Origin of the sequence: Bacillus vallismortis (genome assembly GCF_004116955.1) — a bacterium.
Taxonomy (GTDB): Bacteria; Bacillota; Bacilli; order Bacillales; family Bacillaceae; genus Bacillus; species Bacillus vallismortis.
Genome location: NZ_CP026362.1, coordinates 3,690,408 through 3,715,623, shown reverse-complemented (window position 1 = coordinate 3,715,623; position 25,216 = coordinate 3,690,408). Strand labels below are relative to the sequence as shown.

Here is a 25,216-nt window from a genome sequence, read left to right as displayed (position 1 = left end):
TCAGTCCCCATTAAGCCAGATCCAACAACTGCTTATCAATATAGTTTCTTGCGATTAATGCATACTCAAGCGGGTTTGCGACATCGGGGTCCTGTTCAGCTTCAACGACAATCCATCCGGAATAATTGTTCTTTAACAGCAGCTGATATACGTCTCTAAAATCAATGCACCCATCGCCGGGGACCGTAAACATGCCTTTTAAAAATGACTGCCGAAACGATTCTCCTCCAAGTCTGCATTGTTCCATGACATTCAGGCGGGCATCTTTAAAATGCACATGCTTAATGCGTCCGATATGCTTCTCAAGCATTCCCATGTAGTCACCGTCAGAAATATACGCATGCCCTGTATCATAAAGGAGGTGTACATGCGCGGGGTCTGTTCCTTCCATCAGCCGATCGACTTCTTCTGCCTTTTGGACACCAGTGCCAAGGTGATGGTGATAGACGAGCTTTAAGCCATGCTTGTCGGCAATTTTGCCAAGATGATTCAGCCCTTCGCAAAGCCGTTCCCATTCATTATCCGTAAAGTGCGGCTTCTCTTTGAAGACGTTTTTCTCTAAGCCTTGTACGCTGTGAGTTTGTTCAGAAACGACAGCGACGTCCGCGTTTACTTGCTGTAAATACTCACAATGCAGGGTAAATGCTTCTGCCGCTTCACCAAGTCCATCACGCAAGATAAAACTGCTGAACCATTTTCCTGCGATTCTTAAGTTTCGAAGTTTCAGCTCTTTGTTCAGGATGGCAGGTTCGGGGAAAAAGCCCCCGACTTCCGTGCCTTGAAAACGTGCGACAACAATATCACTTAACAAATGCTGTAGTGTATTTCCCGCTCCGATTTCAGGAATATCATCATTCCGCCACCCTATTGGAGCAATGCCCCACAGGATCTTATCTTTGCCCATCGATGAGCCTCCCCCCTAATACTGCTTCGCAGAATTCAGCATTTTCTCTTTTGCTTCGTATGCCTTCTGAACACTTTCTTGTTCAGACACTTCTGCCACGCCGACATGCCACCAGCTGTCATAGCCGTCCGTCATTGTTTTTGGCAGAACCTTCATTTCAATTAACGTTGATACGTCCTGTTTCTTCGCATCCTCTAACGCCGCTTTTAACTCCTCTACTGTGTTTGCACGGTAGGTTTTCGCGCCGTATCCCTCCGCAACTTTTGCGTAATCAACATTCAAAATTTGGTTGTCATCTGTGCGGAACTCGCAATAGTAGCTGCCGCTGCCATGATCCATTTGCAAGTTGTTGATACATCCAAAACCAGAGTTATCAAAGAGCAGCACATTGATTTTCTTGTTGTACTGAATCGCCGTAATCAGCTCGGAGTGAAGCATTAGAAAGCTGCCGTCTCCGACAATGGAATACACCTCTCTGTCAGGGTGGGCCAGTTTCAGGCCCAGTGTCCCGGACACTTCATAGCCCATGCAGGAATACCCGTATTCCAGATGATACGTATTCGGAACATTAGAATGCCACAGGCGCTGCAAATCTCCTGGAAGGGAGCCTGCTGAACAGATGATCACGCTGTCCTCTGGAATCGTCTCGTTGATGGTCAGCAATGCCGTTGTTTGCGGAAGCTCTGTATTCAACGCGTCAGCGTATTCATTTAGAACCTCTTGAGAAAAATGATGTTTGATTTCCGGATCAAACGCTTCCCGTTTAAACGTCACTTTGCTGAGGCGTTCGCGTTCAGCGAGCCATTCGTCCTTCAGCTCCTTGATCGTTGAGCCGAATTCACTCTTATAGCCTTCAAGCAGACCGTGCAGTTTGCCAAGCGTCACTTTCGCATCCGCTACCACTTGGAACGCATCGAGTTTATACGCCTGCATTCGGCTGACATTGATGTTCAGGAACTTCGCTTTATCAAAATCAAAAGCGGTCTTAGAGGATGTCGCAAAATCCGTGTATCTTGTGCCGATACCGATAATCAAATCAGCTTGGCGGGCCGCTTTATTTGCCGCAAGTGTACCTGTGATGCCCATTCCGCCGAGGTTGTTCGCAAAATCAGCTTCAACGGTCGACTTTCCTGCCTGCGTTTCAACTAACGGAATGTGATACGCTTCAGAAATGGCGACCAATTCATCGCGCGCACCGGAGTATTTTGCGCCTCCGCCGACGAGGATCACAGGATGCTTGCTGGCTTTGATCAGCTCCGCCGCACCTTGAAGCTCGCGCTCGCTCGGCTGCATGCGATCAATATAGTGAACCCGTTTGACGAAGAAACTTTCATCAAAGTCGTACGCTTCCCCTTCAACATCCTGAGAAATACAAATCGTTGCCGGACCTGCTTTTGCCGGATCAGTCATGACTTCAAACGCGCGCAGCAAACTGCTCATCAGCTGCTCAGGGCGCGTAATGCGGTCCCAGTATCTCGATACAGGTTTCAATGCATCGTTTGTTGTAATCGCCGCACTGTATTCTTGCTCCATTTGCTGCAGTACAGGGTCTGGCTGTCTTGTCGCAAATGTATCTGCCGGAATTAAGAGAACCGGGATATTGTTTGCCAATGCAGTGCCGGCCGCCGCCACTAAGTTGGCAGCTCCCGGTCCGACGGATGTAGAGACCGCATATATTTTTCTTCTCAGCATTTGCTTGCTGTACGCCATTGCGGCATGCGCCATTCCTTGTTCATTTTTCCCTTGATAAACTTTCAAATGGCCTGCATCCTGCTCAAGCGCCTGCCCGATCCCCAGTACGTTTCCATGACCAAAAATCGTGAAAATCCCTTCAACGAAAGGCTCTTCCCTTCCATCTACATGGATGTACTGCTGGTTTAAGAATTTAATCAGCGCTTGTGCTGTTGTTAAGCGAATTTTCTGACCCACAAACGATCCCACCTTTACTCGATCTTTTTCAATTATGACTGTGCTTCAATAAGCTGTACGATTTCTTCCGCAGTCGGCATCGCTTCTGACGAACTGTGCTTGCTCACCACAATGGAGGCTGAAGCGCTGCCGTATTTCAATGCCGTTTCGATATCTTTTCCGCTGACAAGGCCATAGATGAAGGCTGATGCATAAGAATCACCGGCTCCAAAGGTTTTCAGCACTTTTGTCTTGTACGCTTGGGCGCGGAATACCTCGCCGGATTTGCTGTATGCGTAAGAGCCTTCGACGCCGTGTTTGATGACAACGAGGTCGGCTGAATGCTCAAATAAATGGTTGACGGATTCCTCATTGCTTCCGCCTGTGCGGTTTTCCATTACATCAAATTCATCGCGTGTGCCGATGACGACATCAGACTGCTCGGCGACCAAAGAATAGTAAACGGCTGTTTCATCAGCTGACTGCCACGTATACGGGCGGTAATCCAGCTCGAACACCACTTTGACCTGATGCTTTTTCGCGTATTGAACAGCTTTTAACACCGCTTCCCGTGATGGGCTTTTGGCGAGCGCTGTACCGGAAACAAGCAGCATTTTCGCATTTGCGATATAGTCCTCGCTTACCTCTGAAGGCTCAAGATAAAGATCCGCCACATCATCGCGATACATTAAGATGCTGCATTCTTCTGGGCTGAGGATTTCTGTAAATGCAAGGCCCGCTTTATGGCCATCTTGATCCACAATCATTTGTGTTGTATCAACACCGGTATTTCTCATATAGGACTCTATGAATCTTCCATGCTGGTCATCTGGAATTTTGCCGATGAATCCCGCTTTTAAGCCAAGCTTCGCGCTGCCGATTGCGATATTCGCAGGTGAACCGCCGACGTATTTCGAAAACGTCATCGTTTCTTCCATTGGGCGGTTGTATTCCACTGCGTTCAAATCAATACATGCCCGGCCGATGGCAACAATATCAAAAGCCTTCTCTTCATTGAATATATACTTCATCGTAAACAGCCACTCCTCACTTGTTAGCGTTCTAAAATCCACTCATGCGCCGGTTCGTTATGAAACTTCCATTTCCGCGTCGGCCCTGCCATGACATTTAAATAGTAGGATGTATATCCGTCCGGAACGCCTACCGGGTGGTATCCCGCAGGAACAATGACAACGTTTTCATTTTCCGCGGTCATTGTCTCGTCAACGGAGCGGTCATCTGTGTATACACGCTGAAACACAAAGCCCTGTCCCGGATCTACCTCATGATAGTACGTTTCTTCTAAGAAAGATTCTTCCGGCAAGTTGTCTTGGTCATGTTTATGTGGCGGATAGCTGGACCAGTTGCCGCTGTCCGTATAGACTTCAACTACTAAAAGGCTGTTAGCTGAAGGATTGGAGTCCGGAAGAATGTTGTGAACAGTACGTTTGTTTGAAAACTTCCCGCGATGCTCAATTCCGGTGTCTTCCGCTTTGATCAGCTTTGTCGGAAGCTGGTTTTCCGACGGTGAATAGCACAGCGCCACTCTTGCGTCGCTGACCGCTGTGATCTCAAATGAACGGTCATTAGAAATATAGACGCTGTCTGTCGGTTTCCGTTCGAATACGCTTTCACGTGTGCCGATATTCTCAAAGGTCGACTCATGATCGCTCACAGTGATTTTCCCCGTAACCGCTACAATACAGACTTCCTGTTTTTCCAACTCTTCTGCATAACTGGAACCGGAATCGAGATCTACCACTTTAAACTCTACATAGGTGAGATCAGAATTGGATTTCGTTACTTCGTGCACCAGCTTGACCCCATTCGAGCCTTCATTCGACTGCGGCTTACGCAATAAATAACTCATAGTGAAGCCCTCCTCTTTCTATTGTAAGAATGAGCCCGAACAGCGCACATGGACGCCGTTCGGCTGTTCGTCATTTAGTTGAAATCAGGTGCTGGATATCTTGCCGTTACCACTTTTTTACGCGTATAGAAGTCGACGCTGTCTTTTCCGTTCGCATGCAGCGTTCCAAAGAATGAAGACTTCCAGCCTGAGAATGGGAAGAACGCCATTGGAGCCGGCACACCCAGGTTGATCCCGAGCATTCCCGCATCGATGTTTTCACGGAAGTAGCGGATTGCGTTTGAGTTGGAAGTGAACAGGCAGGCACCGTTCGCAAACTCAGACTTATTGGCAATTTCGATCGCTTCTTTCAGGTTTTTCACGCGGATAACCGATAAGACCGGAGCAAAAATTTCATCTTTCCAAATCGTCATCTCTGTCGTGACATTGTCAAAGATCGTCGGGCCGACAAAGTAGCCTTCGTCAGACACATTTTCACGTCCGTCACATACGAGTCTCGCGCCTTCTTCCAAACCTTTTTCGATATAGCTGAGTGTGCGTTTCTTGTTGTCTTCGCGAATAACCGGTCCTAAGAATACGCCGTCATCAAGGCCGTTTCCGATGTTAATGTCAGCCACTTTTTCCTGAAGCTTCGCCATAAATTCATCAGCGATCCCTTCTTCAACCGTTACAACCGCACAAGCCATGCAGCGTTCACCGGCAGAACCAAAGGCTGCTCCGATGATGTTTGTGATCGTATCATCGAGATTCGCATCGTTCAGGACAATCGTATGGTTCTTCGCTCCTGTCAAAGATTGAACGCGTTTTAAGTTTTCGCTTCCTTTTTTGTAGACGTATTCGCCGACCGGCTTGGAGCCTACGAATGAAATCGCTTTAATTTCAGGATGCTCGAGGATGCCGTTCACCACGTCATGCGCACCGTATACGACGTTGAATACCCCTTTCGGAAGGCCCGCTTTTTCAAACAGCTCAACCAATTTCTCTGTTAACAGCGGCGTCCGCTCAGATGGTTTTAAAATAAATGTGTTTCCGAGTGCGATTGCCATTGGGAACATCCAGCAAGGAACCATCATCGGGAAGTTGAATGGCGCGATTCCGCCGACTACTCCGATTGGGTAGCGGTAGTTTGCCGCTTCAACGTCCGTTGCGATGGAAGCAAGCGAGTCGCCCATCATCAGGGAAGGCGCTCCAGCCGCGAACTCAACGTTTTCAATTCCGCGTCCCACTTCTCCCAGCGCTTCTTTTGTGTTCTTGCCATTTTCAATGGTAATCAAATGAGCAAGTTCTTCTCTATGCTGAGAAAGCAACTGCTGGAAGTTAAATAGAATTCTGGCACGGCGCGGAACCGCCACTTTTGACCATGTTTGGAATGCCTCAGCCGCTTTTTGCGCAGCGTACTCAATATCCTCTTTTGTAGAGATCGGCACTTGGCAAAGCACTTCTTTCGTTGCCGGATTCACAACGTCTTCGTATTGATCTGTTTTGCTTTCAACCCATTCACCGTTGATATAGTTTTTTAATTTTCTGATTTCTGCCATTCTTATTGCCTCCTTCATTAGTAAACACATACACTTGTATGGATGGTTCAGGATAGATTCATATCAATATCCACTGTTTCAGCAAGCCAAGAATTAAACGCTTTCATAAAAACCAAAAAAATAAATGGCGATGCAATGTTAGATACAAGCAACCATTTCATGCAAAACAGGTTACTTTTTGGTCATTTCTTGGTTATATTCTAATCGCATAATACCCATAAGTCAATCATAAACACTAAATTTTTTCATTATTTTTATGATACTAATCTTTTAACTACTAAATAGAGTAACGAGAAGCCCGTCGAATCTTGCAAAAGATATACACCAATGTTATCATTTTTTAACCAACTATTGATCAACTCTTGGGTTTTATTATATATTTATGTTACGTAAAGATTCAAGAAGGAGTTTATTTATATGAAACTGATGCGGATTCAGGAAATGGAGGAGTACATTTTATCGCATGGCACTGTTTCCTTAGATGAGCTGTGCCAAGTGTTTAATGTCTCTAAAAACACAGTCAGACGTGATATCAACAAGCTAACGGAAAAGGGTGCGATTGAAAAAGTATACGGCGGCGTAACATCTATTGAAAAAACCGCATTGGTTCCTTTTGAAAATCGCACCATTCAGCATCAAGATGAAAAAACAAAAATCGCCCATTATGCTTCACGTTTTATTGAAGATCATGATTTAATCTTCATTGATTCAGGAACAACAACAAAGTCTATTCTCGATACGCTTGATCCTTCCAAAAATGTCACCATTCTAACCAACAGTTTGGACATTATCAATGCGGCATCAGCTTTAAAGAATATCAACTTAATCATTATCGGAAACAACTATAAGAGAAAAACGCGCTCCTTTGTCGGCATGGACGACCCGGCTATGCTTGATAAGTACAATATCAACAAAGCGTTTATGTCCGCAACCGGAACAACGCTGACACACGGATTGACGAATTCGGATCTGCTGGAGTACGAAATTAAAAAAAGGATTTCGGAAAAAGCAAAAGAAGTGTATTTATTGGCTGACCATTCTAAATTCGGAACATCAACGCTTTTGACGTATGCGCCGTTTGACAGGCTACATTGCATTGTGACATCCCAGCCATTAGATGACGAGTACACACAGTACTGCAATGAGCACCAAATCGGCATTCATCTGGCCTAACACGTTACAATGATGTTGAGAGTCTTTGATCCATTTTATTCTAGGAGGCAGATCATGAAAAAAGCTACGCTCGGAAAATCAGACTTGCAGGTATTCCCTATCGGATTAGGAACAAATGCTGTCGGAGGACATAACCTCTACCCGAACCTGAATGAAGAAACCGGAAAAGAATTGGTGCGCGAGGCGATCCGTAATGGCGTGACCATGTTAGACACCGCTTACATTTATGGGATTGGCCGTTCCGAAGAATTAATTGGTGAAGTGCTAAGCGAATTCAAACGTGAAGATGTGGTCATCGCGACGAAAGCGGCACACAGAAAACAAGGAAATGACTTTGTCTTTGATAATTCACCAGAATTCCTTAAGAAATCAGTTGATGAAAGCCTGAAGCGTTTGAATACGGATTATATCGATTTGTTCTACATTCACTTCCCGGACGAACATACGCCGAAAGATGAAGCGGTCAACGCGCTGAATGAGATGAAGCAGGCCGGAAAAATCCGCTCCATCGGTGTATCCAACTTCTCTTTAGAGCAGCTGAAAGAAGCTAACAGAGGCGGCTTGGTAGATGTCTTGCAAGGCGAATACAACCTGTTAAACCGTGAAGCGGAAAAGACATTCTTCCCGTACACGAAGGAGCATAATATTTCATTTATCCCTTACTTCCCGCTTGTATCAGGATTACTGGCAGGAAAGTATACAGAAGATACAACGTTCCCTGAAGGAGACCTGCGAAACGAACAGGAACACTTCAAGGGCGAGCGTTTCAAAGAAAATATCAGAAAGGTCAACAAGCTTGCGCCAATTGCCGAAAAGCACAACGTTGACATCCCGCACATCGTATTGGCTTGGTATTTGGCAAGACCGGAAATTGATATTTTAATCCCAGGAGCAAAACGCGCCGATCAGCTGGTTGATAACATCAAAACAGCCGACGTCACGCTTTCTCAAGAAGATATTTCATTTATTGATAAGCTGTTCTCATAATAAATAAACCCGCCTTCACGTTTGAAGGCGGGTTTATTTTATTATGAATTTCCATATTTAAACTGAAATGGATTTACACAATCGTTTTTTTCATTTTTTAAAAATTGAAGTTACTTTTTCCCTAAAGTCATAGTATGATAGGAATTGTTGAGCAGAAAATGCACATTGCAATCTTTCTATTGTCTTATTTTTTTCATTCTGCTTACAACTATCATCTTAGAGAAGAGGTTGAATACGATGAAGGTTTTGCTGAAAAATGAAGGCGGACTGACAAAGGAAGTAAAAGTCGGATTTAGCTGGACGACTTTCTTCTTCGGGTTTTTCCCTGCGTTATTCCGCGGTGATTTAAAATGGGCTGCCATCATGTTTATTATTTCTGTCGTTCTTGGCTCATTTACGTTAGGAATCGGCGGCTGGGTCAGCGGCATTGTTTTCTCATTTATTTATAACAAGCTCTACATAAAAGAACTCATTGAAAAGGGATACCGCCCGGCAAACGAAGAATCCCAAGCGATTTTAGAAAGAAATCAAATCGTCACACCTGCAGCATAAGAATGAAAACCTTACCCCATGAGGAGTAAGGTTTTTTCATGCCGGTTCCTCATCGAAGAACAAGCCAAAACGATTTCGCATATGACAATCACAAGAACATCTCTCTATGCTGTTGTAAACCACGTATATCAATAAGCTGTCGTCCCTTCATATCCAAACACTACGAACAAATTCCATTCATCATAGATGACGACATGTCTGCTTTCGTCTGTAAACAGCTGCTCATCAAGTTGAATGCCTTTATGGCCAAAAGCAAGAATTCGCTGTAAAACAGAAACTCCATCGATTTCCGAAAAGACCCCATGCTCTATCACCGGTTCCAGTATTTTAGTCCTTACAGCATCTCTGTTTTTCTCTAACGCCGCTCTGTTCCATTCCCAGCCTTCTTCCGCATACGCTTCTCTCTCCATCAATAAATGAAAGACTTCTTCCACCGATCTCTCTTCTTGTCGTTCAGCTGTTAAGTAAAAAACGAATGATTCTGAATCAGGCTGGTGAAATTCCTGAATACTGATATGTGGCAAAAAAGCCAATTGGCTGCTAAACGTTTTCTTAAGCATTTGCTTTTTTCAACATAGAAAAGCCTCCTTTTTCTCATATCCTTGCGTGAAAAAGCTTTTGGCGCTTACAATGATGTTGAAAGGAATGATTACAATGGCAAATACTCAATTCCCTCTGATCACACAAAACCTTTCTCTCGATCTCGTGAATACTGAAATCATAAGCTATGATAAACGGCACGACCTCATCCAGTCAGCAACTCATTTGATGGAATGGTTTGACCAAATGGGAGAAACAGCTCCTTTTCTCCATTCTTTTACGTTACAGCAAGTCCAAGAACACGGTTCTCTCGTGTTGCAGCGGATTCATCAATTCCGCGCTGAGCTGAGAAAACACTTTGAGCGTATCGCCGAGGGCAGTGAACCTTCCCAAGCTTTTATCTCTTTTCTGCAAGATCAAATTGCCGCCGCTCCATTTTCTTATCAACTCATAGAGGACAAGCTTGCCCGCATTCCGAATGGAACACTCGATCACTCTATTTTATCGCTTATCGCTTACGACGCATTATCGCTGATTCATACAAAAGAAATCCAACAGCTGAAACGGTGCGCAAACGAAAAATGCATTTTGCTCTTTCTTGATAAAACAGGAAGGCGAAAATGGTGCTCCATGAAAATATGCGGCAACAGGCAAAAGGTCTCGCGCCATCAGAAAAAGATCAATAATGAGTGAAAACCCGTTCCCCAGTGAATGGGTTTTTTATTGCCACAAACAAACTAACCATTAAAAACAAAATTGACAGGTTAATTTACAACTATTATTCTATACATACTGGAGGGATTCATTTGGAAAACAACTACTTTTTGAAAATGAAAGGAAAAGGAAAAACACCTTTACAGGTAAACGGCAAAGATGCTGTGACAGGGCTTATAGGAGGATTTATCACTATACTGGCGCTTTCCTCGTTGACCGCTTATACCTCAAGCCTATGGTTAATGGCACCTTTTGGAGCAAGCTGTGTGCTCGTATTCAGCGCTTGGAATGCTCCATTATCACAGCCGAGAAATGTGATTGGCGGCCATTTTATTTCTGCACTTACAGGGATTGTTGTCTTTGAGGTATTCGGGGCCCATCCATGGACCTTTGCACTGGGCACAGGGCTTGCCATTTGCTTGATGATGCTGACCAAAACCACTCATCCTCCTGCCGGTGCAGATCCGATTGTTGTCATTCAAGGGGCGTATGCTTGGAGCTATTTAGTATTTCCCGTACTTATTGGATCTGTTATCATCGTGATCATCGCTCTTGTTATCAATAACTTACGCAAAAATCGCCAGTATCCCGCATTTTGGCTTTAATGTTCAAAACAAATGTTTCAAATCAGATAGGAAAAGGGTACTCATTTATTAACTTTGTTAAACATATATGAGGTGCTTATTGGCTCAACAACTGAGGGGGAACATTTGTGAAGAAAGACATAAGGAAATATATGATCTACTTTTTCGGCGCTTTAGGAGGGCTGCTTTACGGTTACGATACGGGCGTCATCTCTGGAGCGCTGCTGTTTATCAACAACGACATTCCCCTAACGACATTGACCGAGGGACTGGTCGTCAGTATGCTGCTTCTTGGCGCGATTTTCGGATCTGCTTTAAGCGGCACATGCTCAGATCGCTGGGGCAGGAGAAAAGTTGTATTTGTCCTTTCCATCATTTTCATTATTGGCGCGCTCGCTTGCGCGTTTTCTCAAACGATCGGCATGCTGATTGCGTCTCGGGTGGTTCTCGGGTTGGCCGTCGGCGGTTCAACGGCGCTTGTACCCGTGTACCTGTCAGAAATGGCACCAACGAAAATTCGCGGGACACTCGGTACAATGAACAACTTAATGGTTGTTACCGGTATTTTATTAGCGTATATCGTAAACTATCTGTTCACGCCATTTGAAGCGTGGCGCTGGATGGTAGGGCTGGCAGCCGTACCTGCCGTGCTTTTATTAATCGGGATCGCATTTATGCCTGAATCACCAAGATGGCTCGTGAAACGCGGGCGTGAAGATGAAGCGAGACGGATCATGAACATCACTCATGATCCCAAGAATATTGAAATGGAATTGGCGGAGATGAAGCAAGGGGAAGCAGAGAAAAAGGAAACGACACTCGGCTTACTGAAAGCAAAATGGATTCGCCCCATGCTTTTGATTGGCGTCGGTCTTGCCATTTTCCAGCAGGCCGTCGGCATTAACACAGTCATTTACTACGCGCCGACTATCTTTACGAAGGCCGGTCTCGGCACATCGGCATCAGTACTCGGCACAATGGGGATCGGCATCCTCAACGTCATCATGTGTATCGCCGCCATGATCTTAATTGACCGTGTCGGGCGCAAGAAGCTCCTGATCTGGGGAAGCGTCGGCATTACACTGAGCTTGGCCGCACTAGCAGCTGTGCTCCTGACACTGGGTCTCTCTACATCAACAGCGTGGCTGACTGTCGTGTTTCTCGGCGTCTATATCGTATTTTATCAGGCAACATGGGGACCGGTTGTATGGGTTCTGATGCCTGAGCTCTTCCCATCCAAAGTGCGCGGGGCCGCAACAGGCTTTACAACATTGGTCTTATCAGCAACCAACCTGATCGTGTCGCTCGTCTTCCCGCTGATGCTCAGCGCCATGGGCATCGCATGGGTCTTTACCATTTTTTCAGTGATCTGCCTGCTATCATTTTTCTTCGCCTTCTACATGGTTCCTGAAACCAAAGGGAAAAGCTTGGAGGAAATTGAAGCCAGCCTGAAACAACGGTTTAAAAAGAAGAACAGCACGCAAAGCCAAGTGCTGAATGAGCGTACATTATAAAAAAAGGAATCGTCCCAGAGGGCGATTCCTTTCTTAGTTACACCATAACCTTGCAAATGTTGTTCGTAAATTCCACTGGATCCTGAATCGGCAGGCCTTCGATGAGAAGCGCCTGATTATACAGAAGGTTTGTGTACAGGCTCAGCTTCTCTTTATCTTGTTCAAACGCGTCTTGCAGCGTATTGAACACCTCGTGATTCGGGTTGATTTCCAGCACTTTTTCCGCCTGTACATTTTGGCTGTCCGGCATCGCGTTTAACACCTTTTCCATCTCGATTGTCACTTCGCCGTCCGCAGCAAGGCAGACCGGATGTGATTTGAGGCGTTTTGAGATTTTGACGTTTTTCACTTTATCTGACAAAATGTTTTTCATTTCCTCAAACAGATCTTTGTACTTGCTTTCCTCTTCCTCGGACTGCTTTTGATCCTCCTCCGTGTCGATGCCAAGGTCTCCGCTCGATACGGATTTGAATTCTTTTTCCTGATAAGATGCCAGCATTTTAATCGCAAACTCATCGATGTCCTCAGTGAAGTAGAGGATTTCATATCCTTTGTCCGCTACCATTTCCGTTTGCGGCAATTTCTCAATGCGATCGTAGGAATCACCGGTCGCGTAATAAATGTATGTCTGTTCCTCAGGCATTCTCGATACGTACTCATCTAGGCTGACCAGTTTTTTCTCTTTCGAAGAGTAGAATAATAAGAGGTCTTTCAATTGATCTTTATTCGCTCCAAAATCATTATACACGCCGAATTTCAGCTGTCTGCCGAATGATTTGTAGAATGTCTCGTATTTCTCACGGTCTTTTTTGAGCAGGCTTTGCAGCTCGCTTTTGATTTTTTTGCTGATGTTTTTCGCGATCAGCTTCAGCTGGCGGTCATGCTGCAGCATTTCCCTGGAAATGTTCAGTGACAGATCCTCAGAATCGACCATCCCCTTCACGAAGCTGAAGTGGTCTGGAAGCAGGTCCGCGCATTTGTTCATGATCAGCACGCCATTGGAATACAGCTCCAAGCCTTTCTCATATTCCTTGGAATAATAGTCAAACGGCATGTTTTCAGGGATAAATAGAATCGCGTTGTAGCGAACGGCGCCGTCCACACTGATATGAACGTGTGAGAGCGGTTTATCAAATCCGTAATGCTTTTCAGCATAGAATTTTTCATAGTCCTCATCTGTCAGCTCGCTTTTGTTTTTTCTCCAGATCGGCACCATGCTGTTGACGGTCTGTTCTTCCTGCACCTCTTCAAATTCATTCTCGCTGTCTTCCTTCGGCTTATTAATGGTTGTATCCATTTTGATCGGATAGCGAATGAAATCGGAGTACTTTTTGATGATTGCTTTTAAACGGTATTCCTCCAAAAACTCGTCATAGCTGTCATCTTCTGTGTTCTCTTTGATTGTCAGGATGATGTCTGTACCGACACAATCCTTTTCACACGGTTCAATCGTGTAGCCGTCTGCACCCGCTGACTCCCATTTATACGCCTCTTCGCTGCCGAGCGCCTTACTGATGACCGTCACGACATCGGCAACCATAAACGCCGCGTAAAAACCGACACCGAATTGGCCGATAATGTCATGGCCGTCTTTCAGCTCGTTTTCCTTTTTAAACGCAAGGGAACCGCTTTTCGCAATTGTGCCGAGATGCTGCTCAAGCTCGTCCTTCGTCATCCCGATTCCTGTATCGGATATCGTTAATGTTCTCGCATCTTTGTCAGCCGCGACCTTTATGTAGTAACTGTCTTTATCAAACGTAAGCGCATCGTCTGTCAGCGCTTTGTAATAGATTTTGTCAATCGCATCACTCGAATTGGAGATTAACTCACGCAGGAAAATTTCTTTTTGAGTATAAATGGAGTTAATCATCATATCCAGCAGTCGTTTGGACTCTGCTTTAAACTCTTTTTTTGCCACTCTAGATCGCTCCTTTTTGATATGTAGTTGTGTTAGGTAAACTCTTTTCAGCATCTATTTATCATATAAGATGACAATTGTCAATTAGATTGCCAGATGCATATATATGTAAATTTAACATGATTTAGCAGCACTTTCACTATTTATTGTCAAAAAAAGAGAGGTCATGACCCTCTCTTTTTGGCTGCGCCATTCCAGCGGCCAAACTCCCGCTTCATCCATATATGCACCGGATAGAAAAACAAACCGAACGGTATCAGAAACAATAGATTATGCCATGAAGCATTCAGAAATGCGCTTGCTGTAACTGGAAACGTAATCTCTTTGAATAGAAAAGAGATGACAGTCAGCACAACAAACGCAGACGGAATTGTGATGAAGCAATAAAACTTGAGCTCCTTCTTATGCTGTACTTTCAAAACATATAAACCTCCCAACAATTTCTAACCCATTCTAACATATGTTGGCAGTTGTTTTCCCGCATGTTTATCACTGCACAGAGCGGGAAGACAAATAAAAAAAGGAGGACTCGTATCATGGGAAGACTGGAAAACAAAACCGCAGTCATCACAGGCGCCGCGACAGGCATTGGGCAAGCGACGGCAAAGGTTTTTGCCAATGAAGGCGCGCGTGTGATAATCGGAGACATCAATGCAGATCAAATGGAAGAAACAGTTGAAGCGATCAGACAAGAGGGAGGACAGGCGGACGCCTTTCTCCTTGATGTGTCAGATGAAAACAGCGTGAAAGCATTTGCTGATCAAATCAAAGACACCTGCGGTACAATTGATATTCTGTTTAATAACGCCGGGGTTGACCAGGAAGGCGGAAAAGTGCACGAATATCCCGTTGACCTGTTTGACCGCATTATCGCCGTCGATCTGCGCGGCACGTTCCTTTGCAGCAAATACCTGATTCCGCTCATGCTCGAAAAAGGAGGCTCCATCATCAATACATCCTCCATGTCAGGCCGGGCCGCTGACCTCGACCGCTCTGGCTACAACGCGGCAAAAGGCGGCATCACCAACCTGACAAGAGCGATGGCAATTGATTACGCAAGAGACGGCATCCGCGTCAATTCCATCTCACCGGGAACGATCGAAACCCCGTTGATTGACAAATTAGCAGGCACCAAGGAACAGGAAATGGGCGAAACATTCCGCGAAGCCAACAAATGGATCACGCCGCTCGGCCGTCTCGGCCAGCCGAAGGAAATGGCAACGGTGGCGCTGTTCCTCGCTTCTGACGACAGCTCATACGTCACAGGCGAAGACATCACCGCAGACGGCGGCATCATGGCGTACACATGGCCTGGGAAGATGCTGATTGATGAGAAGTGGAAGGAAGAAACGAAATAAACATAGTCTGCGCATTATCAATGATCAAATATCAATCATAAAAGGGAGCTTTTCCTTAATCACTAGGATAAGCTCCCTCTTCATCATTCCTCAATCTTTTTTCGCTCTCCTGCAGAAAAAAACAGACTGCCTTACTCTATATATTTTACATATTGTCGATCCTATCCTACAATGGATTTAGAATTTATTGGGAGTTGTTAGAATGAAATTGCTATTTATCTATATCATTTTAGGAGGCTTCATTAGCATTTCTCTTTCTTGCCTTTTTGATTTAGGTATTTTTAATCTTGCTTTATATCTTATCTATTTTAACTTTGCACTTTTTTTATATAGGCGAGCTAAAAGCCCCGAAACTTCAAATTAATACTAAAATAAAATCTTGCAGGATAAAATGTGGAGGCAGCTATTGATTGTTTAAAACATCACATTTTCCATATAGAAAGGTACGTCATTTATGTCTGAAAACAAACTATTATTTCTCATTTTGTCATTTTCTTCTATCCTTCACTCGCTCAATTCAATTTTAGACCCTACTGCAAGCTGGACATCTTGGTTGGTGAACATTGCTCTATTTCTTTTGGCCCTTCTCTTTTTAAAGTACACCTTGAAGGAAAAGAAAGAAATTCAAAAGACCAAGCCAAGTCACACAACGACACAGAGCCCGGACTGAGTATCCGGGCTAATATCCAGTTCGATTCGTTTACAGCAAGACCACCTTATACTTCTTCACATCCAAAAACTGCAAAAATTCCCTCACCAGCACTTCCGGCGCATGCGCCCTTCCTTCATCAAGCCGATACAAAATCAGCCCGATAATCATCGCGGATACATAATAGGCGTGAAGTTTTTTCTCTGCATGAATGTCAGTCTGCTGATGCAGGTAAAACGATTCCAGCGCTTTGAACATATCGCTTATCACATGGGGTACGCCCCTGTCCCGATTGAGAAAATGGACAATAGGCATGTTTGATAAAGCAGAAAGCAAGCTGGCAAGCGCCTCCTCCGCTTCCTCTAAGGAAAGCCCGCTCGGACTGGAGGCAATCGTCAGGTGGTCTATGATCTCCGCGCATGATTGCTGAATCATAGTTTGCAGCAATTCCTCTTTACTGGCATAGTGATCATAAAAGGTTGCGCGGCGGAGGTTGCTTTTACGGGTAATATCCGAAATCGTGATGGCTGCGTAATCTTTTTTCTCCGCCAATACGTCCAGCAAAGCCTTCTGCAGCGCCTCTCTCGTTCGCACCACCCGCCTGTCGATTTGCTTGTTCTCCTGCCGTTCCCCTGCCACAGCCTGTCCAAACAGCCAATAAAACCGCTTCTGAGAAACGAGCTCCCATACCTTTTGGCTGATCGCTTCTGGAGTCGCGCCCGCATCTTCATTCAGCCAATACCGAATAATCGCGTACGTGTACAAAGCCCGGTAATGTCCGTAAATGTCCCGTTCGATCGGCGTCAAGTTCACATGGATCGGAGCGAGCAGGATATCCTGCTGAAACACATCCTTAAAAAAACGATGAACATGTTCTCTGTTCATCATCGTACGGAAAAAGGATCGATGCTCGTGAACAAAGGACAGGGTCGGATGCACCGTTTGCCGTTTTTTGTTCAAATGGAGGGTATCCATATGCTTGAAAGCCTTATATAGCGCTTGACCCAGCCCCTCCTTCATGTCTTCAATCACGTCCTCGATGATTGAAAACTTATCTTCATAATAAAGGTAGAGCGTCCCGCGGCTCACTTTGGCCTTCTCGGCAATTTCTTTCATTGTAATCTGTTGAATATCTTTTTCTTCCAGTAGAGACAGCAGCGCCTGTTTGATTTGAGCCTCAGCAGATTCCGGCAAAGAGACACCTCCGATCATTAGACAGATGATTTATATATGTACGGTAACGTATAGATGGTTCACCGTTGTCTTTCTTACAGAAAAGGTACCACTTTATAATAGGTCCGAGAATAGAAGAAAGCAAATGAGGGGGATTTTACAATGGAACAGCAAGTTAAAGACGACATTCAGCGTGTCTTTCAGCTTCAGAAAAAACAGCAAAAAGCATTGCGCGCTTCAACAGCGGAACAGCGCAGAGAAAAGCTTCAGCGCTTTTTAGATTCTGTCATCGCCCATGAGGAAGACATCATCGAAGCGATCCGCAAAGACGTCCGCAAACCATATCACGAGGTCAAAAAAGCGGAAATCGAAGGAACAAAAAAAGCGATTAGAGATAATATGAACAATCTGGAGAAATGGATGGCACCTAAAGAAGTCGGTTCATCGTTAAGCCCCGAGGCGAATGGGATTCTCCTGTACGAGCCAAAAGGCGTCACACTCATCCTCGGACCGTGGAACTATCCGTTTATGCTGACGATGGCGCCGCTGGCTGCTTCGATTGCAGCCGGTAACAGCGCGATAGTGAAGCTGTCTGATTTTACGATGAACACAAGCAACATAGCCGCAAAAGTCATTCGAGACGCTTTTGACGAAAAAGAAGTCGCGATTTTTGAAGGAGAGGTTGAGGTGGCAACCGAGCTACTAGAGCAGCCGTTCGACCACATTTTCTTTACCGGAAGCACAAATGTCGGAAAAATCGTCATGACAGCGGCTGCCAAACACTTGGCATCTGTCACACTTGAGCTTGGCGGCAAGAGCCCGACAATCATTGACAGTGAATACGATCTCATGGACGCAGCGAAAAAGATCGCCGTCGGAAAATTTGTAAACGCCGGCCAAACCTGCATCGCACCTGATTATTTGTTCATTAAAAAAGACGTGCAGGACAAGTTCGCAGGGATTTTACAAACAATCGTCAACACGGGATTTATGGAGGATGATCGTAACCCAGACCGCAGCAAATTCACGCAGATCGTCAATGACCGCAACTTCAACCGCGTCAAAGACCTGTTCGACGACGCCATTGAAAAAGGGGCGGAAGTCGTCTTCGGCGGTGTCTTTGATGCCAGCGACCGCACGATCTCGCCGACCGTTTTGAAAAACGTCACGCCTGACATGAAAATCATGCAGGAGGAAATCTTCGCACCAATCCTGCCGATGATGAACTATGAAGACATCGACGAGGTGATCGATTACGTAAATGACCGCGATAAACCGCTTGCGCTTTATGTATTCAGCCACAACCAAGACCTGATCGACAACGTGCTTCAGCATACGACTTCAGGCAACGCAGCCATCAACGATGTTGTCGTTCACTTCAGCGACGTCAACCTGCCATTCGGCGGCGTCAACACAAGCGGAATCGGCTCCTATCATGGGGTATACGGATTCAAAGCATTTTCTCATGAGAAGGGTGTATTGATTCAAGCTGTTAAATAATGATGTGAAGAGAATCTGCATGATCTTGCAGATTCTCTTTTTTATCACCCTATTAACCTAAATAAAAAAGGAAAATAGAAGAAATGAATAGTCATAAAATACCGTTTTCGCTACAAGACCAAATTCCTCTAGTATATCTCATTGAAACCACACAGCCCCTCACGTATAATATCCCAGAAAACTTCAAAGGAGAGAATTTTATACATGGAAAAACCAGCTGGATTTTGGATACGGGCAGCCGCCGCTATTATTGATGGACTGATACTATCGATATTCATTTTTATTATGTCTCTTATTAACGTCCTTATTGTAATGCCTCTCATTGATGCGGCAGGGACACATATGACAGAAGCTCAATATCAATTCTATATGTTGATATTTGGTACAATACCCCTTTTTGCGATCATATTGCTCGCCTGTATTCTTTACTATAGTGTGCTGACTTCATCACACATGCAAGCAACACTGGGAAAAAAACTCATGGGCATCATCGTTGTCAATCAATATGGTGAACGTATTTCTTTTTGGCACAGCTTCGGTCGTTTCTTTGCCTACGCATTGTCAAGGATCCTGTATATTGGTTTCATCATGGCGGCCTTCCCCGCTAAACTGGCATTGCACGATTATATTTGCGGGACAAAGGTTATTTATCAAAATAAATATAGGATTGATTAACCCAACACAGGCTGCCGAGTTGTCCTCGCCAGCCTGAATTTCTAATTTTTTGCGACCGCTATGACATGTTCACTCTACTCGTTTAGAAAATGGCAGCTTTTTTAGAATCTGAACGAAATGCAGCCACAAACCAAATAACATTGACAGCTGCCGCAGCGAGACAAACTCCAATCACAAAGATCACCTCAGAAAGGAGATCTTCACTGAATAGGCCAAACAGCAAGATAAAACCGGCCGTAGACAAGTGAATCAGCAGCCCAAAGGCGCAAAGCACCGCCATGACATACCTCATCGCATCTACTCCAAGCATATAAATGAGAAAAGGAATGAAGTACAACACAAGGACCATACCAATAGCTGACCACATGCCGACTGAGTTGAACTGATTGGCCGCCCCGCCCGTTTCGGACAGCGGCGAAAGTGAAGCCGCAGCAATCATAGCGCAGAAAAGAAAAGCAGAAATGACTGTCATGATCGCCACGCTTTTTTTTCTAGACATCAAACTCCTCCCCCTCGAATAGAAATATTATCCTTTTTTATTATGGGTTATCCAGCTGGTGAATTCAATATACAATCAATTTAGATTTTACCGGGATATTCATATAGTAAAAAACAGAGGATAAAAGACTCATTTTTCAGGCATATCAGGATTTTATCACCATATCATATTGCATATGTTATTTTTTCAAAGTATACTATTCCAGATTAATTCAAAGGAGAGAGAAAAATACATGGAAAAACCAGCAGGATTTTGGATTCGTTTTTTAGCTTATTTTATCGATGGCATTATTGTATCTGTTCCTAGTTATATTATTCTATTTATTATCAATAGCGTGTTTATAGCTGGATCTGTGGCAACAGACCCATACATGACAGAAGAGGAGTATCTCGTGAAATACATGACGTTCGCATTTTTGCCTACCATGCTGATCATGCTCATCATCTGTGTGTTATATTACGGTCTGCTTACAGCTTCTAAAATGCAGGGCACACTCGGCAAAAAAATTCTTGGCTTGAAAGTGGTCAATGAACAAGGCGAACGGGTTTCTGTCGGACAGGCAATCGGCCGTTACTTCGCCTATATCTTATCTGGAATCATCTTTTATATTGGATTTATCATGATCGGTTTTGGAGAGAAAAAAGGCCTGCATGACATCATTTGCAAAACACGTGTCGTGTATAAATAAAAGAAAAAAAGTCTAGACGCCAATAGGAGTCTAGACTTTTGCTTTTTTTACCATAGGCTGCCACGACAAATACGCAGCGCTTCTCCACAGCCACTCAAACGGCCCCATCTTAAACAAACGAAGCCACAGATGGCTGAAGACCGTTTGAACGGCACAAACCGCAATCGTCAAAAATACGCCAGCAGCAGGATACACTTTCCCGTACAGCCCCAAGCCGTAATGATAGAATATCCACGTACACACGATAGACTGCATCAGATAATTGGTAAGTGCCATCCGTCCAACAGCGGAGAAAGATTGCAGCACGGCTTTCACTCTTGTTTTATGATAAAGATAGACAACTGTTGTGATATAGAAAAACATGAGAAAAGGCGCGCCAATCAGCAAAAACACTTCCCTATCCGTTACACTGTACACAACATGGGCGCTGATGCCGATGACTAACCCAGCCATCCACACTCTTTTTAATCCTTTGCGATGCTTTCCGAGCTCGTGCAAATAGCGTGACTTCGCCGCCGCAGCTCCCAGCAAAAACATGCTGAAATAAGGAATGGATGCAAAGAAAAAGCTGATCGGGTTATACGTAAGCATGCCATTCGAAGACATGTAAACGAGACGATCACGAATCCGCTGTTCCGCAATCTCCTTCAAGCTGCCGCTTCCGTAAACATGGAGCGCTTGCTGTGCCTGGTGAACTGCAGCTTCTGCCCCTTCCTGTCCATTAGATTGATAAAAGTTTGCCAAAATGAACGGGACCGTAAACAAAAGATACAAAGAGACCGCCCATATCAACAGTGTTTTCGGCGTTGCTTTCCGAAATAAGAGCAGGACAAAGCCGAGCAGGGCGTATTCCATCAAAATGTCACCGTCCCATATCAAAAGGGCATGAATCGTCCCAAAAAAGAGAAGCGCCGTTAACCTTCTCGCATATAACGGAACAAATCGTTTCCCTTTGCTTTCTGTCCTCTCCCTCATAACAACCATGCCAAATCCAAATAAAAAGGAAAACAATAAAATACACTTTGTTTGGATGAAGAATGTCAGTATGTCTGCTACTGCAAAATCGGCTTTTGACCACTTTTCCGTAAAAAAGTTCTCTTTCCCAAGCATCGACAAATACATATCCGGATAACTGAAATGTGCCAGATTGACAAATAAGATGCCGAAAATCGCTATTCCCCTTAGCACATCAAGCACGCCAATCCGTTCATTTGCCGAAATCGGATGTAATGAAGACATAGCCATCACGCTCCTTTTTTCTGTACCTTAAGGGTATAAAAAAGAGGAGCGCGGAAACATCGATTTAGATGTCAGGCAGGTATGGAAATCTTACAATCTTGTCATCTTTATGGTTTCATTACCTTTAAATCTAGTGCTTCGATATTCTGCAACACACGATCAAAGCGCAGAGCCCGAGGCTCACTTGGGAAGATGTGGCCTTCGTACGGCTCACCTAGCGTCCGGAAAAACGGTTCAAATAAGCCAGGAACCAATACGCCCACCATCTTTGTGTAATGGGAATCCAAACGATAGGAGTGAACCGTATTCGCAGGAACATGCAGAAAATCTCCAGGGCTCAGCTGGATTTCTTGGCCATTTGCCCACATCGTCATCTGCCCTTCTAGGCAATAAAATGTTTCTGTATGATGTTCATGGTAGTGATCAACGATTCGGTCGCCTTTAGGGCCGTCTGATACGACGACGATAAACTGGCCTTCTGTATTTTTTTGTGCAGCCACTATGCGGTGAAGCTGATCTCCCGTCAATAGGCGGTCGCCTTCTCCAGACTCAAGCACGTATGGAACAGCTCCATCCGGAAGCTCTGTACGTTCCGCTAATTTCGCCGCACCGGCAGGCTTCTCTTCATCCAGAAATGCAATGTCCGCCTCAGCGGCTGCTTCTGCAAATCGCTCGTTTGACACCTCTTCGCTTACGTGCGGCGGATGTTCAACGTGAGCATATGGATTTCCAATCACGGAATACATGTGCGCCACATTTCCTTTCATCGTGTAAGACACCAGTCGCGTTCTGTGGCTCTGCATCCGGTAGCTGTGCGGTGTTCCGGCTGGAATGTTCGCATAATCGCCTGATACTAATAAATAGCGTTCTCCATCAATCGTCAGCTCAAGCTTCCCGTCCAAAACGAGAATCCCTTCATGTGTGTCCTTGTGGACGTGGAGCGGAAAAGCATCTCCTTTTCCCCCGGAAAGCAGCACGATCTCAAATAGATCGCCTGTGCTCTTCCCATTCGCCATCACCGTGGCAACCTGTCTGCCGAACAAATAGCGCTCGCCTTCTCCGTTGCGGAGCAAATATGGCATTTTTTCTTTTGGCAATGAATGTTCACGTAATGTTTTCATCAATCGTTCCTCCAGTTTAAACCAGTCTTCATATATAACTAGACCGTTCTATATAATTGTAGGAGAAAGGATAACAAAATGCTACCCTTTTTTTCTCACAAGCACTGGAATTTGATCGGCGATGAGAAGAAGGGGTGTTTTGTCTTTATTCGTTAACGAAAGCATGATACCGCCCTCAATCATCGTATTGACCAGCATTCCGAGCTGATTTGCTTCTTCTTCTGCAAATCCGTTTTCCATTAGTTTTCTGGCAAAACCAGCTTCCCAGCTTTTAAACACCTTCATGCAAACCGTCCGCAGCGGTTCACTGATTAACGCAGTCTCACTCGCCAGCAAACCAACCGGAAGGCCTTGAATGCTTTGTGTATTGTCAAACTGGCTGGCTGTTTTTTTGATAAATTGCTGAATCGCTTCTATTGGATCAGAGGTTTCATCCATGCTTTGCTGTATCAGATATTCAATCAGTTTTCCTGTATATGTAACCGCTTCAATCGCTAATTCTTCTTTGCCGTTCGGGAAAAAGTGATAAAGCGATCCCTTCGGAGCACCGCTTTCTTTCACAATCTGGTTCAAACCCGTCGCGTGATATCCTTGCAGCTGGAACAGACGTGACGCCGTGTGAAGAATTTTTTCACGTGAATCTCCTCTGCTAGTCATAAAACATTCCCTCCTAGGTATGGTAAAGCGACTTATATAATATAAAAAAGAACCCTGTGATTGTCAAAAAGGGTAAGACCCTCCCGGATAGGGTAAATGTAGAAAAACAGCGTCTAGGAGGGATCTCAATGACAAACGATTATTCAGTCACGAATACAGAAAGACTTGAACAACAAAACACAGGCATGAAAACGAAGCTTAAACTGAAAAAACTCAAGGATCAAGTGATCGTCATTACCGGCGCTACGAGCGGGATCGGCCTTGTCACGGCACGAATGGCAGCTGAAAAAGGCGCAAAGGTTGTGGCGGCAGCTCGAAATGATGAGGCTTTGAAGGAACTCACTGAAAAATTAGAGGAAAAAGGGCATGAAGCGATATGGGTGAAAGCGGATGTCGGAAAAGAGGAAGACGTGAACCGCATCGCAGAAACCGCGATCAGCACATATGGCCGTTTTGACACATGGGTCAACAATGCCGCCGTCTCGATTTTCGGACACGCCATGGATGTCACTGTTGAAGACATGAAGCGCATGTACGACACAAACTTCTGGGGGCCTGTTTACGGTACAAGAGCGGCAGTCAAACACTATACCAATAGAGGCGAACCGGGCGCACTCATCAATGTAGGCAGCCTATTTGGCGACAGAGGAACTGTCATTCAATCCACATATGCGTCAGCCAAATTTGCGCTTCACGGCTGGACGGAAAGCATCCGGATGGAGCTTGAAAAAGAACAGGCACCCGTCTCGGTTACGCTCATCCATCCTGGCAGAATTGACACGCCCTACAACGAGCATGCTCACAGCTACCTCGACAAACAGCCGGCTCATTACCGCTCGATGATCTACCCGCCGGAAGCGGTCGCCGAAGCCATCCTGTTTGCAGCTGAACACCCGAAGCGCGACATGTACATCGGATCACAGGCAAAAGCCATCGCCATGCTGGGCGCTCTTTTCCCCCGGCTGACCGACAAACTAATGGAAAAAATCATGTACCACAGCCAGCATGCCGAAAGACCGTCCAAACCGCGTGAAGAAAGCGCGCTTTATGAAGCGGGATACGGCATGCATGACAGGGGCACAAACAAAGGATGGATGCGGTCAAGAAGCTATTACGCGAAAGCCACAAAACGACCGATTGTATCGGCTGCAGTCGTTGCCGGACTGGTGGCTTGGGGGATATCGAAGAGGAGAAAGTAAACCGATCACAAAAATAAACAGGCGTTTTGCCTGTTTATTTTATTCCCCTATGTCTTTTAAATATTGTTCTCGTTCTTCTTTCGATAAACTATTTAAAAAGTCTTCTTTGACCTCTTTATCAAAATCATCCCAGTTTTCAAATCGGTCCGCTAAGTCTTTATCATAACCTATGGAATCTACTTTATCAGTTCCATATCTCAAAGAGACATCGAATGAGAATTTTTCAGGATTGTTGTTTACCTACCCTGTTAGTTCG

Annotated in this window: 24 protein-coding genes; 11 read left to right on the top strand and 13 right to left on the bottom strand. The window is 45.0% G+C overall.

Annotated elements, in window-relative coordinates; genetic code table 11:
* Positions 1-10: 10 nt before the first annotated feature.
* From iolE to iolA, 5 genes are all read right to left on the bottom strand, one after another.
* Positions 11-904 (bottom strand): myo-inosose-2 dehydratase, encoded by an 894-nt coding sequence (iolE, locus tag BV11031_RS19660; RefSeq protein WP_129550910.1) that lies wholly within the window; start codon positions 902-904, stop codon positions 11-13.
* Positions 905-919: 15 nt separating this feature from the next.
* Entirely contained in the window at positions 920-2,833 is a 1,914-nt protein-coding gene (gene iolD / locus BV11031_RS19655) for a 3D-(3,5/4)-trihydroxycyclohexane-1,2-dione acylhydrolase (decyclizing) (RefSeq protein WP_129550909.1), read from the bottom strand.
* Between the two features lie 32 nt (positions 2,834-2,865).
* Positions 2,866-3,843: a 5-dehydro-2-deoxygluconokinase gene (iolC, locus tag BV11031_RS19650; RefSeq protein ID WP_121641568.1), complete on the bottom strand. Its 978-nt coding sequence runs from the start codon at positions 3,841-3,843 to the stop codon at positions 2,866-2,868.
* 23 nt (positions 3,844-3,866) lie between these two features.
* Positions 3,867-4,682 carry a 5-deoxy-glucuronate isomerase gene (gene iolB, locus BV11031_RS19645; RefSeq protein WP_129550908.1) on the bottom strand — a complete coding sequence of 272 codons (816 nt, stop codon included), beginning with the start codon at positions 4,680-4,682 and terminating at the stop codon, positions 3,867-3,869.
* A gap of 74 nt (positions 4,683-4,756) precedes the next feature.
* The gene (gene iolA / locus BV11031_RS19640; RefSeq protein ID WP_121641570.1) at positions 4,757-6,220 is read right to left on the bottom strand and encodes a methylmalonate-semialdehyde dehydrogenase; all 1,464 of its coding nucleotides are present in this window, start codon (positions 6,218-6,220) and stop codon (positions 4,757-4,759) included.
* 417 nt (positions 6,221-6,637) lie between these two features.
* Here iolA and iolR point away from each other — a divergent pair, with 417 nt between their 5' ends.
* The 3 genes from iolR to BV11031_RS19625 all read left to right on the top strand — a co-directional run bounded on the left by iolR (position 6,638) and on the right by BV11031_RS19625 (position 8,932).
* Entirely contained in the window at positions 6,638-7,393 is a 756-nt protein-coding gene (gene iolR, locus BV11031_RS19635; RefSeq protein ID WP_121641571.1) for a myo-inositol utilization transcriptional regulator IolR, read from the top strand.
* 54 nt (positions 7,394-7,447) lie between these two features.
* The gene (locus BV11031_RS19630; RefSeq protein ID WP_129550907.1) at positions 7,448-8,380 is read left to right on the top strand and encodes an aldo/keto reductase; all 933 of its coding nucleotides are present in this window, start codon (positions 7,448-7,450) and stop codon (positions 8,378-8,380) included.
* Positions 8,381-8,617: 237 nt separating this feature from the next.
* Entirely contained in the window at positions 8,618-8,932 is a 315-nt protein-coding gene (locus tag BV11031_RS19625; protein WP_121641573.1) for a DUF2628 domain-containing protein, read from the top strand.
* A 128-nt stretch (positions 8,933-9,060) separates the two neighbouring features.
* Here the strand turns inward: BV11031_RS19625 and BV11031_RS19620 are convergent, their stop codons facing one another.
* On the bottom strand, positions 9,061-9,492 hold the full coding sequence (locus BV11031_RS19620; protein ID WP_129550906.1) for a hypothetical protein: 432 nt from the start codon (positions 9,490-9,492) through the stop codon (positions 9,061-9,063).
* Positions 9,493-9,586: 94 nt separating this feature from the next.
* Here BV11031_RS19620 and BV11031_RS19615 point away from each other — a divergent pair, with 94 nt between their 5' ends.
* The 3 genes from BV11031_RS19615 (at position 9,587) to BV11031_RS19605 (ending at position 12,284) form a co-directional block, all read left to right on the top strand.
* Positions 9,587-10,165, top strand: coding sequence for a CGNR zinc finger domain-containing protein (locus BV11031_RS19615; RefSeq protein ID WP_129550905.1), 579 nt, complete (start codon positions 9,587-9,589; stop codon positions 10,163-10,165).
* A gap of 137 nt (positions 10,166-10,302) precedes the next feature.
* A complete protein-coding gene (locus tag BV11031_RS19610; protein WP_240467633.1) occupies positions 10,303-10,791 on the top strand; it encodes an HPP family protein in 489 nt (162 codons plus the stop codon).
* Positions 10,792-10,898: 107 nt separating this feature from the next.
* Entirely contained in the window at positions 10,899-12,284 is a 1,386-nt protein-coding gene (locus BV11031_RS19605; RefSeq protein WP_129550904.1) for a sugar porter family MFS transporter, read from the top strand.
* A 37-nt stretch (positions 12,285-12,321) separates the two neighbouring features.
* Here the strand turns inward: BV11031_RS19605 and htpG are convergent, their stop codons facing one another.
* Entirely contained in the window at positions 12,322-14,202 is a 1,881-nt protein-coding gene (htpG, locus tag BV11031_RS19600) for a molecular chaperone HtpG (protein WP_129550903.1), read from the bottom strand.
* Between the two features lie 164 nt (positions 14,203-14,366).
* On the bottom strand, positions 14,367-14,621 hold the full coding sequence (locus BV11031_RS19595; RefSeq protein WP_129550902.1) for a hypothetical protein: 255 nt from the start codon (positions 14,619-14,621) through the stop codon (positions 14,367-14,369).
* A gap of 117 nt (positions 14,622-14,738) precedes the next feature.
* Here BV11031_RS19595 and BV11031_RS19590 point away from each other — a divergent pair, with 117 nt between their 5' ends.
* Complete coding sequence (locus BV11031_RS19590; protein ID WP_129550901.1) at positions 14,739-15,560, top strand: SDR family oxidoreductase; 822 nt, start codon at positions 14,739-14,741, stop codon at positions 15,558-15,560.
* 700 nt (positions 15,561-16,260) lie between these two features.
* On the opposite strand, the gene BV11031_RS19580 is transcribed toward BV11031_RS19590, so the two are convergent.
* Entirely contained in the window at positions 16,261-17,403 is a 1,143-nt protein-coding gene (locus tag BV11031_RS19580; protein ID WP_129550899.1) for a TetR/AcrR family transcriptional regulator, read from the bottom strand.
* A gap of 141 nt (positions 17,404-17,544) precedes the next feature.
* On the opposite strand from BV11031_RS19580, the gene BV11031_RS19575 reads away from it, so the two are divergent.
* A complete protein-coding gene (locus BV11031_RS19575) occupies positions 17,545-18,882 on the top strand; it encodes an aldehyde dehydrogenase family protein (protein WP_129550898.1) in 1,338 nt (445 codons plus the stop codon).
* Between the two features lie 204 nt (positions 18,883-19,086).
* A complete protein-coding gene (locus BV11031_RS19570) occupies positions 19,087-19,557 on the top strand; it encodes an RDD family protein (protein ID WP_129550897.1) in 471 nt (156 codons plus the stop codon).
* An 82-nt stretch (positions 19,558-19,639) separates the two neighbouring features.
* Here BV11031_RS19570 and BV11031_RS19565 read toward each other — a convergent pair whose 3' ends face one another.
* The gene (locus BV11031_RS19565; protein ID WP_129550896.1) at positions 19,640-20,056 is read right to left on the bottom strand and encodes a DUF5391 family protein; all 417 of its coding nucleotides are present in this window, start codon (positions 20,054-20,056) and stop codon (positions 19,640-19,642) included.
* A 232-nt stretch (positions 20,057-20,288) separates the two neighbouring features.
* Between BV11031_RS19565 and BV11031_RS19560 the strand changes: the two genes are divergently transcribed.
* The gene (locus BV11031_RS19560; protein ID WP_129550895.1) at positions 20,289-20,744 is read left to right on the top strand and encodes an RDD family protein; all 456 of its coding nucleotides are present in this window, start codon (positions 20,289-20,291) and stop codon (positions 20,742-20,744) included.
* 30 nt (positions 20,745-20,774) lie between these two features.
* Here BV11031_RS19560 and BV11031_RS19555 read toward each other — a convergent pair whose 3' ends face one another.
* From BV11031_RS19555 to yxaF, 3 genes are all read right to left on the bottom strand, one after another.
* Positions 20,775-21,983, bottom strand: coding sequence for a DUF418 domain-containing protein (locus BV11031_RS19555; protein WP_129550894.1), 1,209 nt, complete (start codon positions 21,981-21,983; stop codon positions 20,775-20,777).
* Positions 21,984-22,090: 107 nt separating this feature from the next.
* Positions 22,091-23,104 carry a quercetin 2,3-dioxygenase gene (locus BV11031_RS19550; RefSeq protein ID WP_129550893.1) on the bottom strand — a complete coding sequence of 338 codons (1,014 nt, stop codon included), beginning with the start codon at positions 23,102-23,104 and terminating at the stop codon, positions 22,091-22,093.
* An 81-nt stretch (positions 23,105-23,185) separates the two neighbouring features.
* A complete protein-coding gene (gene yxaF / locus BV11031_RS19545) occupies positions 23,186-23,761 on the bottom strand; it encodes a transcriptional regulator YxaF (protein WP_129550892.1) in 576 nt (191 codons plus the stop codon).
* 128 nt (positions 23,762-23,889) lie between these two features.
* Here yxaF and BV11031_RS19540 point away from each other — a divergent pair, with 128 nt between their 5' ends.
* Positions 23,890-24,960, top strand: a complete 1,071-nt coding sequence (locus BV11031_RS19540) for an SDR family oxidoreductase (protein WP_129550891.1) — start codon at positions 23,890-23,892, stop codon at positions 24,958-24,960.
* The last annotated feature ends 256 nt before the right edge of the window (positions 24,961-25,216 follow it).

Bases quoted from the DNA above. Each gene is read 5' to 3' on its own strand.
- iolE (WP_129550910.1), bottom strand. From the start codon at position 904: ATGGGCAAAGATAAGATCCTGTGGGGCATTGCTCCAATAGGGTGGCGG.
- iolC (WP_121641568.1), bottom strand. From the start codon at position 3,843: ATGAAGTATATATTCAATGAAGAGAAGGCTTTTGATATTGTTGCCATC.
- iolB (WP_129550908.1), bottom strand. From the start codon at position 4,682: ATGAGTTATTTATTGCGTAAGCCGCAGTCGAATGAAGGCTCGAATGGG.
- iolA (WP_121641570.1), bottom strand. From the start codon at position 6,220: ATGGCAGAAATCAGAAAATTAAAAAACTATATCAACGGTGAATGGGTT.
- iolR (WP_121641571.1), top strand. From the start codon at position 6,638: ATGAAACTGATGCGGATTCAGGAAATGGAGGAGTACATTTTATCGCAT.
- BV11031_RS19630 (WP_129550907.1), top strand. From the start codon at position 7,448: ATGAAAAAAGCTACGCTCGGAAAATCAGACTTGCAGGTATTCCCTATC.
- BV11031_RS19625 (WP_121641573.1), top strand. From the start codon at position 8,618: ATGAAGGTTTTGCTGAAAAATGAAGGCGGACTGACAAAGGAAGTAAAA.
- BV11031_RS19620 (WP_129550906.1), bottom strand. From the start codon at position 9,492: ATGCTTAAGAAAACGTTTAGCAGCCAATTGGCTTTTTTGCCACATATC.
- BV11031_RS19615 (WP_129550905.1), top strand. From the start codon at position 9,587: ATGGCAAATACTCAATTCCCTCTGATCACACAAAACCTTTCTCTCGAT.
- BV11031_RS19610 (WP_240467633.1), top strand. From the start codon at position 10,303: ATGAAAGGAAAAGGAAAAACACCTTTACAGGTAAACGGCAAAGATGCT.
- BV11031_RS19590 (WP_129550901.1), top strand. From the start codon at position 14,739: ATGGGAAGACTGGAAAACAAAACCGCAGTCATCACAGGCGCCGCGACA.
- BV11031_RS19575 (WP_129550898.1), top strand. From the start codon at position 17,545: ATGGAACAGCAAGTTAAAGACGACATTCAGCGTGTCTTTCAGCTTCAG.
- BV11031_RS19570 (WP_129550897.1), top strand. From the start codon at position 19,087: ATGGAAAAACCAGCTGGATTTTGGATACGGGCAGCCGCCGCTATTATT.
- BV11031_RS19565 (WP_129550896.1), bottom strand. From the start codon at position 20,056: ATGTCTAGAAAAAAAAGCGTGGCGATCATGACAGTCATTTCTGCTTTT.
- BV11031_RS19560 (WP_129550895.1), top strand. From the start codon at position 20,289: ATGGAAAAACCAGCAGGATTTTGGATTCGTTTTTTAGCTTATTTTATC.
- BV11031_RS19555 (WP_129550894.1), bottom strand. From the start codon at position 21,983: ATGTCTTCATTACATCCGATTTCGGCAAATGAACGGATTGGCGTGCTT.
- BV11031_RS19550 (WP_129550893.1), bottom strand. From the start codon at position 23,104: ATGAAAACATTACGTGAACATTCATTGCCAAAAGAAAAAATGCCATAT.
- yxaF (WP_129550892.1), bottom strand. From the start codon at position 23,761: ATGACTAGCAGAGGAGATTCACGTGAAAAAATTCTTCACACGGCGTCA.
- BV11031_RS19540 (WP_129550891.1), top strand. From the start codon at position 23,890: ATGACAAACGATTATTCAGTCACGAATACAGAAAGACTTGAACAACAA.